Origin of the sequence: Salegentibacter tibetensis, assembly GCF_020164485.1 — a bacterium.
Taxonomy (GTDB): domain Bacteria; phylum Bacteroidota; class Bacteroidia; order Flavobacteriales; family Flavobacteriaceae; genus Salegentibacter; species Salegentibacter tibetensis.
This window is the reverse complement of the sequence record NZ_JAIQZA010000009.1, coordinates 82559-100749: the sequence shown is the minus strand read 5'-3', so window position 1 is coordinate 100749 and position 18191 is coordinate 82559. Positions and strand designations below refer to the sequence as shown.

Below are 18191 nucleotides of genomic sequence, written 5' to 3'. Positions count from 1 at the left end.
GGGATTCTTTTATCTAAAAGTTAGTTTTGAAATTCGGCCTTTTCCGGCAGCAAATGCTACCGAATCGTTTTTAAACTTTAAAGTATAAAAACCTTCTTTAGAAAGCTCTTCCCAGGTTTTACCTGAATCTTTAGTGTATGAAATCCCACTAAATCCGGTTGCAATTATCTTTTCTCCTCCACTATTGGGTACAAACTTTACACTACTCTTATAACCGGGATCCTCCCCTTCTGCAACTAATACCCAGGTTTTGCCACCATCTTTAGTAATGGCCTTGTTACCCATATTTCCATCTGGATTAGTATAATCTCCACCCATGATAATCCCAAAATTCTCATCATAAAAATCCACACTATAGCCGCCGGTTGTCGCTTCCCCGTCTATTAAGGGAGTATCAAAAACCTCCCAGGTTTCACCTTTATCTGGTGAGAAATAAATTCGGGATTTTATTCCGCCGGTTAAGATCCAGGTTTTATCTCCTTGAATAGCGATATTAGAATTACTGGCCGCAAAAGCCGCTTCACCTTCTATAACTTCAGGCAATACTTCGCAGTCTAATTTTTCCCAGGATTTTCCGCCGTCACGTGTAATAATTATAGAAATACAATTTATAGAAATACAATTATTGGTTGGGTCGCCCATCGCGATTCCTTCCTGGTTGTTCCAAAAAGCCATGGCATCGTAAAAAGCTTTTTCGTTCTCCTCTTTATAGACCAGTTCCATCGCCCCGGAATCTCCGGTTTTATAAAGTAAAGCAGGACTACCTACGCTCAGCATAAAGAAATCTGTATCGGTAGAAGCTACTGCTCTAAACTCTGGAACCAGCGTATCGTATTTTTGGGTATTGGTCCGCCAGGTTTTGTTTTCAAAATTATACATTCCAAAGGTGGCATTATTAGACGCAAAAGCGAGGTTATTCCCAATAATTTCAATTGCGCGAATACTTAAGGAATCATCTTCCAGAATGGGTTCTATTGCTACTGAAGCAAAATCTATTTCAGCTTTAGCCTGTTCTTCATTTTCAGCTTCTTTTTCATTTTTGCAGGCGCTAAATATTAAAAGCAGGAAAAAAACTATAAATCTGTTCATAGGTTGGGTTTTATCGTTTTATAAATCCAGTAAACTACCTCGATTATCGAGTCAAAGGTAAATTTTTACGAAGTAAAATACTCAGAAAGCTTAGAAAGCATTGAAAGAAAATACTATTTTAATTTCGAAGAAAGCCCCCGAGCATTAAATCTCGATTATCGAGTAAAAAACTTACCTTTGCAAATTCAAAATTTAGTTATGCGGTTACACAGGAATTTGGTTTTTGCAACCATGGATGCCTTAAATGAAATTTTTAATAATGGTAAATATGCCGATAAGGTTATTGAGCAAACCTTAAAACGCGACAAACGTTGGGGCTCAAGAGACCGTAGTTTTATTGCCGAAACCGTTTACGATATTGTTCGCTGGAAAAGACTTTATGCCGAAATTGCTGAAGTAAAAGAGCCGTTCGATCGCGAAAATCTATTTAGATTATTCACCGTCTGGGCTACTTTACGTGGAATTGCCCTACCAGACTGGCCACAATTTGAAAACACTCCAACCCGAAGAATAAAAGGGAAATTTGACAGTTTAAGCAAGATTAGAAAATACCGTGAATCTATCCCAGATTGGATGGATGAACTGGGAGTTAAAGAATTGGGCGAAAAAGTCTGGGAAAAAGAAATCGCTGCCCTCAATATGCAGGCACCTGTTATACTTAGGGCCAACACGCTTAAAACAACTAAAGATAATTTACGCAGTGTTCTTAAGGACGAAGAAATAATTTCTGAACCTATAAAAGGTTATAAAGACGCTTTAAAACTGGCAGAACGTGGCAACGTTTTTAGAACCCAGGCTTTTAAAGATGGTTTCTTTGAAGTTCAGGATGCGTCTTCCCAGTTAGTAGCGGAATTTCTTGAGGTAGAGCCGGGAATGCGCGTGGTAGATACCTGCGCCGGTGCCGGAGGAAAAACGCTTCACCTTGCCGCGCTTATGGAAAATAAAGGCCAGATTATCGCTACCGATATCTACGGAAATAAGCTCAAAGAATTAAAGCGCCGCGCCAAAAGAGCCGGTGCACACAATATTGATCCACGTGCAATTGACACCACGAAAGTAATCAAGAAACTTTATGGCACTGCAGATCGCGTGCTTATAGATTCACCCTGTAGCGGACTCGGAGTTTTAAGTCGAAACCCTGATGCTAAATGGAAACTGCAGCCGGAATTTATAGACAACCTTATTAAAACCCAGGCTGAAATTATCGAAACCTATTCCCGTATCGTTAAACCCGGCGGAAAAATGGTTTACGCGACCTGTTCGGTTTTACCTTCTGAAAATAAAAAGCAAGTAGAAAACTTCCTGAAGAATACTGAAGAAGGAAAACAATTCAGATTGCTTAGAGATAAGAAAATACTTTCTTCTGAAACCGGCTATGACGGTTTTTATATGGCGCTTTTAGAGAAAAAACCTTAAGGGTTTCTCCCCAAATTTTTTGATTGAATCAATTTCAGGTAAAATCCTGTTATTTTCCCTGAAATTGACTCTCTATGAAAAATTACTACTTTTTATTCCTTTTAATACTTCTTTATTCCTGTTCAGAAGACGACACCTCGTATCCTGAAGATCTTCCGCTGGAAAATAATTTTTCAAGTGAAATTTTCTTTTCAGAATATGTAGAAGGGACTTCTTTTAACAAAGCGCTTGAAATCGTAAATCTTACCGGAGAAAATTTAGACCTCGAAGCTGAAGCTTATTCCATAAGAAAACAATCTAATGGCGCCGGCGATTGGATGGCAGAAGTTTTACTGGAAGGCGATCTGGCACACAATGAAACTTTTGTGATTGGAAATGAATCTGCCGATATTTCTGAAATAATTTCGAAATCAAATCAATTAAAAACGGGAGCACCGCTGGATTTTAACGGCAACGACCCTATCGGACTTTTTAAAAACGGGGAGTTGATAGACATCATTGGCCACTTTGATGATCCCGAAGATTTTGCCAAAGACCAAACACTAAGAAGAAAGAAAACAATAACAGAACCTTCTCTTGAATACAATCCTGATGACTGGGATGTTTTTGAAATGAATACCGTAGATGGGTTGGGTGAATATTAAATTCAAGCTACCGTATTTTATAGAGATTTATCGCACCCACCTCCTGCGAGGTTTTTTTATACCTCTTAGGTTTGAAAACTACTCAGACCTACAAGGTTTTGTAAACCTTGCAGGAAGTTAGTCAAGAATTCTCTTTCTATCTAAAAAGCAATGATAATTTAATTAAAAAACTTAAGCTTTCAACGAGAATTTTTTCATCAGCATAAATTATTCGTCAATTCGTGGTATTTTTTTTTCAATTTATTTCTTCATTCACATCATAAAATATTCCCTTTAAAAAACCTAAATTTGTGCTTTCTCGAACAACACAAAATAACATAGAATGATCCTTTTCTTTGGAGACCAAACCACTAAGGTTTTTGCGGTAGAAACGCATACCAACCTTACGGCACATGACATCACAAAATTAAACTGGCTTTTTGGGAATACACAACAAATCGATAAATCTGCTCTGGCAGATTTTTTTGTTGGTCCCCGTGCCGCAATGATTACCCCCTGGAGTACCAACGCGGTAGAAATTACCGAAAATATGGGTGTTAAGGGAATAATCAGAATTGAGGAATTCTTGCGAATAGACAAGAATTACCACGATTTTGACCCGATGCTTTCCCAGAAATATGAAGGTCTGGATCAGGATATTTTTGATATTCATGTCAATCCCGAGCCTATCATTGAAATTGATGATATTGATGCCTATAACCAACAGGAAGGATTAGCGCTTAACGTTGAAGAGGTCGCTTATTTGCAAGGCTTAGCCAATAAATTAGGTCGAAAACTAACCGATTCTGAAGTTTTTGGATTCTCGCAGGTGAATTCTGAACATTGCCGTCATAAGATTTTCAACGGTACTTTTGTGATTGATGGAGAAGAAAAACCGAGTTCATTATTTAAATTAATCAGGAAAACTTCCGAAGAAAACCCAAACGAGATTGTTTCGGCATATAAGGATAACGTGGCCTTTATTAATGGCCCGCGAGTGCAGCAATTTGCACCGAAACTTCCCGATGTTCCTGAATTTTACGAAAACAAAGATTTTGATTCGGTTATTTCCATAAAAGCCGAAACCCATAATTTCCCAACCACGGTGGAGCCTTTTAATGGCGCAGCTACCGGAAGCGGTGGGGAAATTCGCGACAGGCTTGCCGGCGGAAAAGGTTCTTTGCCTTTGGCCGGAACCGCAGTTTATATGACTTCCTATTCCAGACTCGATAAAGATCGGAAATGGGAAAATGGGATGAAAGAACGTGATTGGTTATACCAAACCCCGATGGATATTTTGATAAAGGCTTCCAACGGGGCTTCAGATTTTGGAAATAAATTCGGGCAACCTTTAATTTCGGGCTCGGTGCTTACTTTTGAGCATTCTGAGCATCAAAGAAGTTTAGGCTACGATAAAGTAATTATGCTTGCCGGTGGAATTGGTTACGGAAAAGCAAGCCAGGCGCAAAAAGATATCCCAAAAAAGGGCGATAAAATTGTAATCCTAGGTGGTGAAAATTACCGGATAGGAATGGGCGGTGCCGCGGTTTCTTCAGCAGATACCGGTGAATTAGGAAGTGGTATAGAATTAAACGCCATCCAAAGGGCCAACCCTGAAATGCAAAAACGTGCCTCCAACGCGGTACGCGGAATGGTAGAAAGTGAAGAAAATCCAATTGTTTCCATTCACGATCACGGTGCCGGCGGACATTTAAACTGCCTTAGTGAACTGGTTGAAGAAACCGGCGGGAAAATTGATTTAGATAAACTTCCGGTAGGCGATCCTACCCTTTCGGCTAAGGAGATTATCGGTAACGAATCTCAGGAACGAATGGGGCTTGTTATTGGCGGTAAAAATTATGAAATCTTAAAAAGAGTTTCAGAACGTGAACGCTCGCCAATTTACCAGGTTGGTGATGTTACCGGCGATCACAGGTTTACTTTTGAAGGTTCAAAATCCGGTCAAAAACCAATGGATCTGGAGCTTTCAGATATGTTTGGCAGCTCGCCAAAAACCATAATGAAAGATAAATCGGTAAACCGAACTTATGACGATGTAGTTTATTCTTCAGAAAATATAAAAGATTATCTAACGCAGTTGCTTCAATTGGAAGCCGTGGCCTGTAAAGACTGGTTAACCAACAAAGTAGACCGTTGTGTAACCGGACGCGTTGCAAAACAACAGACAGCCGGGCCATTGCAGCTTCCGCTAAATAATTGCGGCGTAATGTCGCTGGATTATAACGGGAAAGAAGGGGTGGCGACTTCTATTGGCCACTCTCCGGTTTCGGCTTTGGTAGATCCGGTTGCTGGTTCTAAAAATTCAATTGGTGAAGCGCTTTCAAATATCGTATGGGCACCGCTGGAAAAAGGTTTAAAATCTATTTCGCTTTCAGCAAACTGGATGTGGCCTTGTAATAATGAGGGCGAAGATGCCAGGCTTTATGAAGCTGTGCAGGCCGTTTCAGATTTCGCCATTTCCCTGGGAATAAATGTTCCTACCGGAAAAGATTCACTTTCCATGAAACAGCGTTATAAAGACGGCGAGGTACTTTCTCCCGGAACGGTTATAATTTCGGCTGCAGGACATTGCGACGATATAACGAAAGTTGTAGAACCTGTTTTTCAGAAAAATGGCGGCGATATTTATTACATCAATTTATCTCAGGACAAGTTTAAACTTGGCGGATCTTCTTTTGCACAAATCCTGAATAAAGTGGGGAAAGAAGTCCCTACAATAAAAGACGATAAGAAATTCGCTAATGCTTTTTATAACATTCAGGGCCTAATTAAGCAGGATTTAATCCAGGCCGGTCACGATGTGGCTTCAGGTGGATTAATTACTACGCTTCTGGAAATGTGTTTTGCAGATACCAATCTCGGTGCAGAACTAGATCTTTCAGCCTTAAATGAGAAAGACAGCGTAAAATTGCTGTTTAACGAAAACTGCGGAATTGTTTTCCAGGCGAAAGACGAAACAGCCGAAAAAGTACTTACCGATAATAAAGTTGAATTCTTTAAAATTGGAAAAGTAACCGAAGGAAATGAACTAAAAATCAAGAACGGTTCAGAAAACCTCAGTTTGAATATTCCTGATTTGCGGGATGTTTGGTACAAAACTTCATTCCTTTTAGACCAAAAGCAAAGTGGGATAGACAAAGCTACGGAGCGATTCAACAATTATAAGAATCAGCCGCTGGAATTTAAATTTCCTTATGGATTTACCGGTCAACTTCCTGCTCAATCCAGCTTAATGGAGAAGCCCGGCGAACCTATTAAAGCTGCGATTATTCGTGAAAAAGGTTCCAATTCTGAACGTGAAATGGCTCGTGCAATGCACTTAGCCGGTTTTGACGTAAAAGATGTACATATGACCGATTTGATATCGGGTAGGGAAACGCTGGAAGACATTAAGTTTATCGCTGCGGTTGGTGGGTTCTCAAATTCAGATGTTTTGGGAAGTGCCAAAGGTTGGGCAGGAGCTTTCTTGTATAACGAAAAAGCCAAAACCGCGCTGGATAATTTCTTTAAAAGAGAGGATACTTTGTCACTTGGCGTATGTAATGGTTGCCAGCTTTTTGTGGAGTTAGGGTTAATAAATCCTCATCACGAAAAGAAACCTAAAATGCTTCATAATGCCTCGCATAAGTTTGAGTGTAATTTTACTTCCGTAGAAATTATGGAAAATAACTCGGTGATGCTTTCTACTCTTTCTGGAAGTAAACTTGGTATTTGGGCTGCACACGGGGAAGGGAAATTCAGTTTTCCATATAAAAAAGAACATTATAACATCGTTGGAGAATATGGCTATGATAAATACCCCGCCAATCCCAACGGATCTAATCACAACACCGCGATGCTAACCGATGATACCGGAAGGCATTTGGTGATGATGCCGCATTTAGAGCGTTCTACATTCCCCTGGAACTGGGCATATTACCCAAAAGATAGGAAAGACGATAAAGTAAGTCCCTGGCTGGAAGCTTTTATAAATGCCAGAAAATGGCTGGAGGAAAAATAATTTTTCACTAAAATTTCTTTAAAACGCCCGATGATATTTTTTTATTGTCGGGCGTTTTCATTTTTCAATTAATCCAATGATTATCAATTCAGTAAAATACTATTCAATTCACTTTCCTTATAATCTAAATAGCTGATTTTAATTAAAGATTTTATATTCTTATTAATATATCTGTGTATATTTTAATATTTCAATTTGAAATAGTCTATAAATTTGTTATTTTGCAAAGTATATAATAATGCTACACCCTAATGGATAAACCAACAAGACTATTTGACTTTCCTTATTTTCAACTGGAAAAACACGCTTTAGATAAGGCCCTGGTCACTAAATATAACGGGACCTGGAAAGCTACTTCTACCCAGGAATATATAGATAAAGCAAATGCGATAAGCCGCGGATTATTGCGCCTGGGCATAAAACCAAACGATAAAATAGCCATAATTTCTACCAGTAACCGAACTGAATGGAATATTATGGATATTGGTGTTTTACAAACCGGTGCCCAAACTGTCCCAATTTATCCTACGATTTCGGAAGAGGATTATCAATATGTGCTGGATCATAGTGAATCTGTATTTTGCTTTGTTTCTGATAAAGAAGTGCTGGATAAGCTAAATTCCATTAAGCATGATACCAAACTAAAAGAGGTCTATACTTTTGATGAAATAGAAGGTGCGAAAAACTGGACCGAAGTTCTTGAGCTGGGAGATGATAAAGGAAATCAGGATGAAGTTGAACAATTAAAGAAAGCCGTTAAACCGGACGATCTTGCTACTTTAATCTATACCTCGGGAACCACAGGCAGACCAAAAGGCGTTATGCTCTCTCATAATAATATAGTAAGTAATGTTTTAGACAGCGCTCCTCGCGTTCCTTTTGAAAGGGGAACTTATGTAGCGCTCAGTTTTTTACCGGTTTGCCACGTTTTTGAGCGAATGATTCTTTATCTATATCAGTACTATTCGGTTTCTATTCATTTTGCGGAATCAATAGAAAAAATAAGCGATAACCTTAAAGAGGTAAAACCACACGTAATTACCGCCGTTCCAAGACTTTTAGAGAAGGTTTACGATAAAATTATCGCTAAAGGTTCTACCGTTGGTGGGGTTAAGCAAAAGTTATTTTTCTGGGCTGTGGAACTTGGATTAGAATACGAACCATACGGCGCAAATGGTTGGTGGTATGAAACCAGACTTAAACTCGCCAGAAAACTTATTTTCTCTAAATGGAAAGAAGGTTTGGGCGGAAATATTGAATTGATCGTTTCCGGATCTGCCGCACTCCAACCACGTTTGGCACGTGTTTTTGCCGCAGCTGATATTCCGGTAATGGAAGGTTATGGATTAACTGAAACTTCACCCGTAATCGCGGTAAACGATCAAAGAAATGAAGGTTTTAGAATTGGGACGGTAGGTAGGCCGATAGATAATGTAACGGTAAAAATTGCCGAAGACGGTGAAATTCTTGCCAAAGGACCAAACGTAATGCTTGGTTATTATAAGGAACCGCAAAAAACCGAAGAGGTTTTAAACGGAGATCATTTTTTCCATACCGGCGACATTGGGGAACTGGACAAAGACGGTTTCCTTAAAATCACCGACCGTAAGAAGGAAATGTTTAAAACTTCGGGAGGAAAATATGTAGCCCCACAAATCCTCGAAAATACGATGAAACAATCCCGTTTTATCGAGCAAATAATGGTAATTGGTGATGGCGAAAAAATGCCGGCAGCACTTATTCAACCAAATTTTGAATTTGTTCAGGAATGGGCCAAACGCAAAAATATTGATATTCAAGATGGTTCTGAAAAGGCTATCGCTGAAAATACCCAGGTTAAAGAACGTATTCAGGAGGAAGTAGATTTTTATAACGAGAAGTTCGGAAAATGGGAACGTATAAAAGTTGTTGAACTAACACCTGAAGTTTGGGGGATTGAAGAAGGACACCTCACCCCTACGATGAAATTGAAGCGTAGAAATATAAAAGAACGGTATATGAAACTGTATGAGAAGATTTACAGACCTTCCTAATTACTAATTATTTAAAATTAAAGTTAAAACCCTTCCCTGAGAAGGGTTTTTTTATGCATTTCGCATAAATTTAAGTAATAAATACTAAGACCTGATTATTTATTCGATTTTATTATGCGTGCATAATATATTTTTCTTAACTTTGAGAATCAACATTCGAAAATGAAGGAAAAGACAATAGATTATGTATTAAGGGCCACATGGATGGCGGTTTCTAAAATGTATAATGAAGAGGCCGGAAAGGCCGGAAGTACAATGTCTACCGGTTTTGCCCTTTTAAGTATCGACCCCGAAAGTGGTACCCCTTCTACCTCACTGGGCCCCAAGATGGGAATGGAAGCCACAAGCTTATCCAGAATCCTAAAGACTATGGAAGATAAGGGACTAATAGTTAGAAAAAAGAATCCAAAAGATGGGCGCAGCGTCCTTATCTATTTAACCGATTTTGGACAGGAAATGCGGGAATATTCTAAAAAAGTGGTATTGCGCTTTGATGAAGCGGTAAAAGAAAACGTTTCAGAAGAAGATCTAAAAACCTTCACAGAAGTTGCAAACACGATTTTGAATCTTATTTCTGAAAAGAAAATTTATAAAGAAGAAATTAAAATAAAATAGAGTAAAATAATATTATCTCAAAATCGAAACGTCATTACGAACGAAGTAAAGTAATCTCATAGTCGTTTATCAACAATTTGCAGATTGCTTCGTCCCTCGCAATGACGAATTTAGCAATTTGTGAAATAAAGTTCATGAATAATCGAAAACCTTATAGTAAAAACCAGAAAAAATTATGAAGAGAAGAATTAATAAAGTAGCGGTAATCGGCTCCGGAATTATGGGAAGCGGTATTGCCTGCCACTTCGCCAACATTGGCGTAGAAGTTCTTTTGCTGGATATTGTCCCGCGGGAACTCAACGAGAAAGAAAAGAAAAAAGGTCTTACTTTAGAAGATAAAGAGGTAAGAGACCGCCTGGTAAACGAATCTTTACAGTCGGCTTTAAAGTCTAAGCCCTCTCCTATTTATCATAAAGATTTTGCCAATCGCATAGAAACCGGAAATATGGAAGACGATATTTCTAAAGTTTCTGAAGCCGATTGGATTATCGAGGTAGTGGTAGAACGCCTGGATATTAAAAAACAGGTGTTTGATAATTTAGAAAAACACCGTAAAAAAGGAACGCTTATTTCTTCCAACACATCGGGAATTCCTATTCAGCAAATGAACGAAGGAAGAAGCGAGGATTTTCAGCAGCATTTCTGTGGAACCCACTTTTTTAACCCACCGCGCTACCTGAAATTATTCGAAATTATCCCAGGACCCGATACCAAACCGGAAGTGTTGGAGTTCCTGAATGAATATGGCGAAAAATTCCTCGGAAAGAAATCGGTAGTAGCAAAAGATACTCCCGCATTTATCGGAAACCGAATTGGTATTTTCAGCATTATGAGCCTTTTCCATATGATAAAAGATATGGATATGACCATTGAGGAAGTCGATAAACTTACCGGTCCCGTAATTGGCCGACAAAAATCGGCGACTTTCCGTACGGTAGATGTTGTTGGTTTAGATACTTTGGTACACGTGGCCAACGGCCTTCACAAAGGCGTACCAAACGATGAAGCCCACGACCTTTTTGCCCTGCCCGATTTTATCCAAACAATGATGGATAACGAATGGTACGGGAGCAAAAGCGGACAAGGTTTTTACAAGAAAATTAAGAATGAAGATGGTTCCAGCACGATTAAATCACTGGATCTGGAAACGATGGAATATCGTGACCAGAAAAAAGCTTCTTTCGCGACTTTAGAGGAAACTAAAAGTATAGATAATGTAGCCGATCGTTTTGAAGTTTTAATAAACGGAAAAGACAAAGCGGGTGAATTTTACCGCAAGAATTTTTCTGCACTTTTCGCTTATGTTTCTAATAGGATCCCTGAAATCTCCGATGAACTTTACAAAATTGATGACGGAGTAAAAGCCGGATTTGGTTGGGAGCACGGTCCGTTTCAAATTTGGGATGCCATTGGCGTGAAGAAAGGTATTGAAATGATGAAAGCCGAAGGTACAGAACCTGCGGCCTGGGTAAATGAAATGCTGGAAAACGGAAAAGAATCTTTCTATACAGTAAAAGAAGGCAATACCTATTTTTACGATATTCAGAAAAAAGATTACACAAAAATTCCAGGTCAGGATGCGTTTATCATTTTAGATAATATTCGTGAGTCAAAAGAGGTTTTCAGTAACAGCGGAGTTGTGGTTGAAGATCTTGGTGATGGAATCCTTAATGTTGAATTCCGAAGTAAAATGAACGCGATCGGCGGCGATGTACTGGATGGAATTAACAAAGCCATAGATATGGCCGAAAAAGATTACCAGGGATTAGTTGTTGCCAACAATGGGAAAAATTTCTCTGTGGGCGCCAATATCGGGATGATCTTTATGATGGCCGTAGAGCAGGAATACGAAGAGTTGAATATGGCGATTAAATATTTCCAGGATACGATGATGCGTATGCGTTACTCCTCCATTCCAACCGTAGCCGCACCACACTCTATGACGCTTGGTGGCGGGTGTGAACTTTCACTTCACGCCGATAAAGTTGTGGCAGCAGCCGAAACTTATATTGGTTTAGTTGAATTTGGTGTTGGGGTAATTCCCGGCGGTGGGGGTTCTAAAGAAATGACCGTTCGCGCAGCTGACACTTTTGAAAAAGATGATGTAGAACTGAACCGTTTAAGGGAACATTTCCTAACCATTGGGATGGCAAAAGTTTCTACCTCGGCCCACGAAGCTTTCGATTTGAATATTCTTCAGAAAGGAAAAGATATCGTAGTGATAAATCAGGAACGGCAACTCACCATCGCTAAGAAACACGCGTTGTTAATGGCCGAAAATGGTTATACAAAGCCAATTCACCGTACCGATATCAAAGTCCTCGGAAAACAGGCCTTAGGCGCATTCTTAGTAGGAACCGACCAGATGAATGCCGGAAAATACATTAGCGACCACGATAAGAAAATTGCCAACAAACTGGCTTATGTAATGGCCGGTGGTGATCTTTCAGAACCACAAATGGTAAGCGAACAATACCTTTTAGATCTGGAAAGAGAAGCATTTCTTTCCCTAACCGGAGAACGCAAAACCTTAGAACGCCTTCAGCATATGTTGAAGAAAGGGAAACCGCTAAGAAATTAGTAGTGAGTATTTAGTATAGAGTAGTGAGTAATCTAAAAATCAGAAATATGCACAAATTAAATGATTTAAAAATTTGGAATAAAGCAATGGATATTGCTGAAAAAACTTACCTACTCTCTGCTAATTTTCCAGCTGAAGAAAAGTTTGGTTTAACGAGTCAAATAAGAAGAAGTGCTGTTTCAGTTCCTTCTAATATTGCCGAAAGAGCCGGTAGAAATACCAAAGGAGAATTTAAAAATTTCTTAGGCATAGCAAGCGGATCTTCTTATGAACTTTATACTCAATTATTACTTTCTCATAGATTGAATTTGGTGGATCAAGAAAAAGTTGCACCAATTTTATCTGAAGTGATTGAGGTTCAAAAAATGAATTATGCATTAATGAAATCGTTAGCTGTTTGAGTTTTCTCAATACTCAATACTAACATCTAAATACTAAAAAATGAACAAAACAGCATACATAGTAAAAGCATACAGAACAGCCGTGGGGAAAGCTCCCCGGGGTGTGTTCAGGTTTAAGCGGCCCGATGATCTGGCGGCAGAAACCATAGAATATATGATGAAGCAATTACCCGATTTTGATAAAACAAGGATCGATGATGTAATTGTAGGAAACGCAATGCCCGAAGCCGAACAAGGTTTAAACGTTGGGCGTTTGATCTCATTAATGAGTTTGGATACCGATAAGGTTCCGGGGATGACGGTTAACCGTTATTGTGCCTCAGGATTGGAAACCATTGCGATTGCTTCGGCTAAGATCCAAAGCGGAATGGCCGATTGTATTATCGCCGGTGGGGCCGAAAGTATGAGTTACATCCCGATGGGCGGTTATAAACCGGTTCCCAATTATAAAACTGCCAAAGAAGGCAACGAAGATTATTACTGGGGCATGGGACTTACCGCGGAAGCCGTAGCCGAGAAATACAAAGTTTCAAGGGAAGACCAGGATGAATTTGCTTTTAATTCCCATCAAAAAGCATTGAAAGCACAAGAAGAAGATCGTTTTCAGGGTCAGATTGTACCGATAGATGTGGAAGAAACTTTTGTGGGAAAAGACGGAAAAAAACAAACCAAAACATATACGGTAAACAAAGATGAAGGTCCGCGTGCCGATACTTCTAAAGAAGCTTTAGGCAAACTAAGACCGGTTTTTGCTGAAGGTGGAAGTGTGACAGCTGGTAATTCCTCACAAATGAGTGATGGTGCTGCCTTTGTAATGGTAATGAGCGAAGAAATGGTCAAAGAATTAAACCTGGAACCTATCGCGAGAATGGTGAGTTATGCACCGGTTGGTGTAGATCCAAGAATTATGGGGATTGGTCCGGTTCACGCTATTCCAAAGGCTTTAAAACAAGCCGGATTGAAACAGGACGATATGCAACTTATTGAATTGAATGAAGCTTTTGCTTCACAATCACTGGCAGTAATAAGAGAACTCGGTTTAAATCCGGAGACCTTGAATCCTAATGGAGGCGCTATTTCTATGGGCCATCCGCTGGGCTGTACAGGAGCAAAACTTTCGGTGCAGATCTTTGATGAAATGCGCAAACGCAACCTTAAAGACAAATACGCAATGGTAACCATGTGCGTAGGAACCGGACAGGGAGCTGCTGGGGTTTACGAGTTTCTTAGTTAGATCCAAGAATTAAGAGTCAAGATACAAGACTATAACGAGAACTCCAGAGATGCAAAGGCACAATTTTAAAAAATTAAAAATTTGGAAAGAAGGAATGTTTCTTACTAGAGAAACTTATAAAATGGTTAGAAATTTTCCTGATTTTGAAAAATTTAATCTTGTGTCCCAATTAATAAGATGTGCGGTTTCTATTCCTTCAAATATTGCTGAGGGGACGAGCAAAAGAACCGATAAGCATTTTACCCAATATCTTGAAAATAGTCTCGGTTCGGCTTTTGAATGGGAAACACAATTAATAATTGCCTATTCAGAAGAACATATTTCAGAAGAAAAATTTAAAGCATTTGAATTAAAAATTCAGGAAATACAGAAAATGATATCAGGATTTATAGACGGATTAGAAAAGTCTTGAATCTTGAATCTTGTTTCCTGATTCTTATTTCAAAAAAAATAAAACAACAATATAAATAATGGAAAAATCAATTAAAGAAGATAAACTCCTCCGCGGTGGGCAATTCCTGGTAAAGGAAACCAAGGCGGAAGATATATTTACTCCGGAAGATTTTACGGAGGAGCAAAAAATGATGCGTGATTCGGTTAAGGAATTTGTTGATCGCGAGATCTGGCCGAAAAAGGAAGAATTCGAAAAGAAAAATTACGCACTTACTGAAGAAGTAATGGGCAAAGCCGGGGAACTTGGATTTCTTGGGGTAGCTGTGCCGGAAGAATACGACGGCCTTGGAATGGGCTTCGTTTCCACAATGCTGGTTTGCGATTATATTTCAGGAGCAACCGGTTCTATCGCTACCGCTTTTGGAGCACATACTGGAATTGGGACTTTGCCAATCCTGCTTTATGGAAATGAAGAACAACGCAAAAAGTATATTCCGAAGTTAGCTACCGGAGAGTGGTTTGGCGCTTACTGTCTTACCGAACCGGGAGCCGGAAGTGATGCCAATTCGGGTAAAACCAAAGCTGAGCTTACCGACGACAGAAAAAATTACAAGATAAACGGACAAAAAATGTGGATCTCCAATGCGGGGTTTGCAACTGTTTTTATTGTTTTTGCCCGAATTCAAGACGATAAAAATATTACCGGATTTATTGTAGAATACGATAAGGAAAATCCTAACGGAATTACTTTTGGCGAAGAAGAGAAGAAACTGGGAATCCACGCTTCCTCTACCCGTCAGGTATTTTTTAACGACACCGTGATACCTGCTGAAAATATGCTTTCAGAAAGAGGAAACGGATTTAAAATCGCCATGAATGCCCTAAACGTTGGACGAATTAAACTTGCCGCAGCTTCTCTTGAAGCTCAGCGAAGAGTAACCGATGTTGCTGTAAAATATGCGAATGACAGGGTTCAGTTTAAAACACCAATTGCAAAGTTTGGTGCCATAAAATTGAAACTTGCTGAAATGGCTACTTCAGCCTGGGTTGGTGAAGCAGCAAGTTACCGTGTAGCAAAGAATATTGAAGATCGAATCAATCTTCGTATGGAAGCCGGAGAATCGCATGCTGATGCTGAGTTAAAGACTTTTGAGGAATACGCAATAGAATGCTCAATTCTTAAAGTGGCTTGCTCTGAAGATGTTCAAAACTGTAGTGATGAAGGTATACAAGTTTTAGGTGGAATGGGCTTTTCAGCAGACACCCCTATGGAATCTGCCTGGAGAGATGCAAGAATTGCCAGGATTTATGAAGGTACTAACGAGATAAACCGAATGTTAGCCGTTGGAATGCTGATTAAAAAGGCGATGAAAGGTCACGTAGATCTTTTGGGCCCGGCACAGGCTGTTGGAGAAGAACTTACCGGAATCCCTTCTATGGATAAACCAGATTTTAATGAGTTATTCGCTGAAGAAAAGGATATGATCAAGAAACTGAAAAAAGTTTTTTTGATGGTAGCGGGAAGCGCAGTTCAGAAATTTGGTCAGGATCTGGAAGAACACCAGCAATTGCTTTTGGCTGCTTCAGATATTCTTATAGAAGCTTATATGGCTGAATCTGCTATTCTAAGAGCCGAAAAAAATGTAAAACGTTTTGGTGAAGATGCTCAAAAAGAGCAAATCGCAATGGCAAAATTATATTTATATCACGCTGTAGATACCGTAAACCAGAAAGCGAAAGAGGGAATTGCTTCTTTTGCCGAAGGTGATGAACAACGTATGATGCTAATGGGTCTAAAGCGTTTCACTAAATATGATAGAATGCCAAACGTAGTAGAATTAAGAAACACTATTGCTGAAAAACTGACTTCAGAAAATAAGTATTGTTTCTAAAATTTCTGATAAATCTGTTTTAAAAAGGCCGTCAAATTTAGACGGTCTTTTTTTATTCCCTATTTTTAGAATTATTCCACTCGTCAATTTCGAATTGATTTCAAATATAAAGTATGGAAAACCGTGTAAGATTGCTCTTTTTAGGTTTCAGTATATTCTTACTGCAAATTTCAGCTTTTGCTTTCCAACAGGATTCCACAAGCACTGAAGATGAACTTCCATCCACAGAAAAAATAGGTGATACTACTCAATCTGATTATCTACCCAATAGTTTAAAAGATTATAATGAAGCTTATTACCTCATAACCAGATTGAATAATCCTTTGGGTTTTCCGCCAAATAAATTCAATCTACAAACTCCGCAAGCTACGCTGGAACATTTTGTAATAAGTTGTAGAAATAAAAATTTCAAAGATGCTGCCTATGCCCTAAACCTTAATTTAATGCCTAACACTATAACCGAGAAAGAGGCAATTGATATGGCCAAGAAACTCTATTTTGTGATGGACCAACGGATAGCCATTAGCTGGGATGCCTTATCAGACCGTCCTGACGGACAAATAGATATTATGACCACAACTAATCAAGCGGTAGCGGGACAGCCTAGAAGAAGTGTTGTTTTTGGAGAAACACAGATAGAAAACCGGGATATAATTTTTAGAGTGCAAAGAGTGAAATATAGAGATTATGGAGCTTTTTGGTTAATTTCTGCAAATACCGTTGAAAATACCGAAGAACTTTACCAGATTTACGGCCCAACATTTCTAGACCGATATATGCCAACCTGGTCACAAGTGCAAATTGGCTCCGTCCCTTTATGGAAGCCCGTTCTTACTTTTTTGCTGATGATAGTTTCCTATATTTTGGGAAGAGTTGTAATAATTTTAATAAGAAGAATTGCTAAAGCTTTTGATAAGCCCTTAATCCTGGATTTGTCTAAACGACTGGGTGTTCCCGCGGCTTTGGCTACCGGGGTTTTGTTTTTTTATATTAGTCTTAATAACCTTATTTCTTATTCCGGCGCTTTTTCCAGTACTGTTTACGCCATTCTACTAGCCATTGTTATTGCTTCAGGCACCTGGTTTTTTATGCGGATTTTAGATTTCTTTATGCGCTATGTTGCTGAAAATAAGATTGGCGATGTGACTTCAGAAGACAGTCACGAATCCCGCCAACTCTTAACATATTTATCCGTGGCCAGAAGAATTCTAACCTTTACTGTAGTGATTGTTGGTACAGCAGTTATTCTTTCACAATTCCGCTCTTTGGAAAAACTGGGTGTTTCTATGCTGGCTTCCGCGGGATTGGCCACCATAATTTTAGGTATTGCTGCCCAAAGCACTTTGGGAAATATTATTGCAGGAGTCCAAATTGCAATTACCAAACCTGCAAGAATTGGAGATACTGTTATAATTGATGATCGCTGGGGTTATGTAGAAGACATTAGGTTCACCTATATGATAGTGAGAACCTGGGACCTTAGAAGGTTGATTGTTCCTCTAAAAACAGTAATCTCAGATACTTTTGAAAATCTTTCAATAACGAGTCCGAATACTATTAATGAAATTGAACTCTATGTAGATTACCGTGTTGATGTAGAAAAACTTAGACTGAAATTTAAAGAATTACTTGAAAATTCTGAAGAATGGGACGAAGAACATCCTCCAATGCTACATGTTACCGACATGACCGAAAAATCCTTGAAACTAAGGGCAATTTGTAGTGCAAGGACGGGTGTTATCGCCTGGGAACTTCATTGCAAATTAAGGGAACAGATGGTTGCTTATATTAAGGAACTGGAAGAAGGTATATACTTTACACGCTCGCGAGTAGAATTAAAAGAGCCCCATTTTAAGGCAGAAAATCCTCAAAAGTCAAATAAATAAAATTGTT

General features: G+C 39.1%; 12 protein-coding genes. 11 read left to right on the top strand and 1 reads right to left on the bottom strand.

What is annotated here, in order from left to right; translation table 11 throughout:
* Positions 1-9 precede the first annotated feature (9 nt).
* Entirely contained in the window at positions 10-1089 is a 1080-nt protein-coding gene (locus LB467_RS06675) for a WD40/YVTN/BNR-like repeat-containing protein (RefSeq protein ID WP_224473256.1), read from the bottom strand.
* A gap of 198 nt (positions 1090-1287) precedes the next feature.
* Between LB467_RS06675 and LB467_RS06670 the strand changes: the two genes are divergently transcribed.
* The 11 genes from LB467_RS06670 to LB467_RS06620 all read left to right on the top strand — a co-directional run bounded on the left by LB467_RS06670 (position 1288) and on the right by LB467_RS06620 (position 18184).
* Complete coding sequence (locus tag LB467_RS06670) at positions 1288-2505, top strand: RsmB/NOP family class I SAM-dependent RNA methyltransferase (protein WP_224473255.1); 1218 nt, start codon at positions 1288-1290, stop codon at positions 2503-2505.
* Between the two features lie 74 nt (positions 2506-2579).
* Complete coding sequence (locus LB467_RS06665; protein ID WP_224473254.1) at positions 2580-3149, top strand: hypothetical protein; 570 nt, start codon at positions 2580-2582, stop codon at positions 3147-3149.
* A gap of 322 nt (positions 3150-3471) precedes the next feature.
* Positions 3472-7149, top strand: coding sequence for a phosphoribosylformylglycinamidine synthase (purL, locus tag LB467_RS06660; protein WP_224473253.1), 3678 nt, complete (start codon positions 3472-3474; stop codon positions 7147-7149).
* A 251-nt stretch (positions 7150-7400) separates the two neighbouring features.
* Positions 7401-9182: an AMP-dependent synthetase/ligase gene (locus LB467_RS06655; RefSeq protein WP_224473252.1), complete on the top strand. Its 1782-nt coding sequence runs from the start codon at positions 7401-7403 to the stop codon at positions 9180-9182.
* Between the two features lie 162 nt (positions 9183-9344).
* Positions 9345-9797: a MarR family winged helix-turn-helix transcriptional regulator gene (locus tag LB467_RS06650; protein WP_224473251.1), complete on the top strand. Its 453-nt coding sequence runs from the start codon at positions 9345-9347 to the stop codon at positions 9795-9797.
* 175 nt (positions 9798-9972) lie between these two features.
* On the top strand, positions 9973-12378 hold the full coding sequence (locus tag LB467_RS06645; RefSeq protein WP_224473250.1) for a 3-hydroxyacyl-CoA dehydrogenase/enoyl-CoA hydratase family protein: 2406 nt from the start codon (positions 9973-9975) through the stop codon (positions 12376-12378).
* Between the two features lie 47 nt (positions 12379-12425).
* Positions 12426-12779 (top strand): four helix bundle protein, encoded by a 354-nt coding sequence (locus LB467_RS06640; protein WP_224473249.1) that lies wholly within the window; start codon positions 12426-12428, stop codon positions 12777-12779.
* A gap of 40 nt (positions 12780-12819) precedes the next feature.
* Positions 12820-14013 (top strand): acetyl-CoA C-acyltransferase, encoded by a 1194-nt coding sequence (locus tag LB467_RS06635; RefSeq protein ID WP_224473248.1) that lies wholly within the window; start codon positions 12820-12822, stop codon positions 14011-14013.
* 49 nt (positions 14014-14062) lie between these two features.
* Positions 14063-14425 carry a four helix bundle protein gene (locus LB467_RS06630; RefSeq protein WP_224473247.1) on the top strand — a complete coding sequence of 121 codons (363 nt, stop codon included), beginning with the start codon at positions 14063-14065 and terminating at the stop codon, positions 14423-14425.
* A 58-nt stretch (positions 14426-14483) separates the two neighbouring features.
* On the top strand, positions 14484-16298 hold the full coding sequence (locus LB467_RS06625; protein ID WP_224473246.1) for an acyl-CoA dehydrogenase family protein: 1815 nt from the start codon (positions 14484-14486) through the stop codon (positions 16296-16298).
* A 113-nt stretch (positions 16299-16411) separates the two neighbouring features.
* The gene (locus tag LB467_RS06620) at positions 16412-18184 is read left to right on the top strand and encodes a mechanosensitive ion channel family protein (protein ID WP_224473245.1); all 1773 of its coding nucleotides are present in this window, start codon (positions 16412-16414) and stop codon (positions 18182-18184) included.
* Positions 18185-18191 lie beyond the last annotated feature (7 nt).

Coding starts and splice junctions, on each gene's coding strand:
- LB467_RS06675 (WP_224473256.1), bottom strand. CDS start 1,089: ATGAACAGATTTATAGTTTTTTTCCTGCTTTTAATATTTAGCGCCTGC.
- LB467_RS06670 (WP_224473255.1), top strand. CDS start 1,288: ATGCGGTTACACAGGAATTTGGTTTTTGCAACCATGGATGCCTTAAAT.
- LB467_RS06665 (WP_224473254.1), top strand. CDS start 2,580: ATGAAAAATTACTACTTTTTATTCCTTTTAATACTTCTTTATTCCTGT.
- purL (WP_224473253.1), top strand. CDS start 3,472: ATGATCCTTTTCTTTGGAGACCAAACCACTAAGGTTTTTGCGGTAGAA.
- LB467_RS06655 (WP_224473252.1), top strand. CDS start 7,401: ATGGATAAACCAACAAGACTATTTGACTTTCCTTATTTTCAACTGGAA.
- LB467_RS06650 (WP_224473251.1), top strand. CDS start 9,345: ATGAAGGAAAAGACAATAGATTATGTATTAAGGGCCACATGGATGGCG.
- LB467_RS06645 (WP_224473250.1), top strand. CDS start 9,973: ATGAAGAGAAGAATTAATAAAGTAGCGGTAATCGGCTCCGGAATTATG.
- LB467_RS06640 (WP_224473249.1), top strand. CDS start 12,426: ATGCACAAATTAAATGATTTAAAAATTTGGAATAAAGCAATGGATATT.
- LB467_RS06635 (WP_224473248.1), top strand. CDS start 12,820: ATGAACAAAACAGCATACATAGTAAAAGCATACAGAACAGCCGTGGGG.
- LB467_RS06630 (WP_224473247.1), top strand. CDS start 14,063: ATGCAAAGGCACAATTTTAAAAAATTAAAAATTTGGAAAGAAGGAATG.
- LB467_RS06625 (WP_224473246.1), top strand. CDS start 14,484: ATGGAAAAATCAATTAAAGAAGATAAACTCCTCCGCGGTGGGCAATTC.
- LB467_RS06620 (WP_224473245.1), top strand. CDS start 16,412: ATGGAAAACCGTGTAAGATTGCTCTTTTTAGGTTTCAGTATATTCTTA.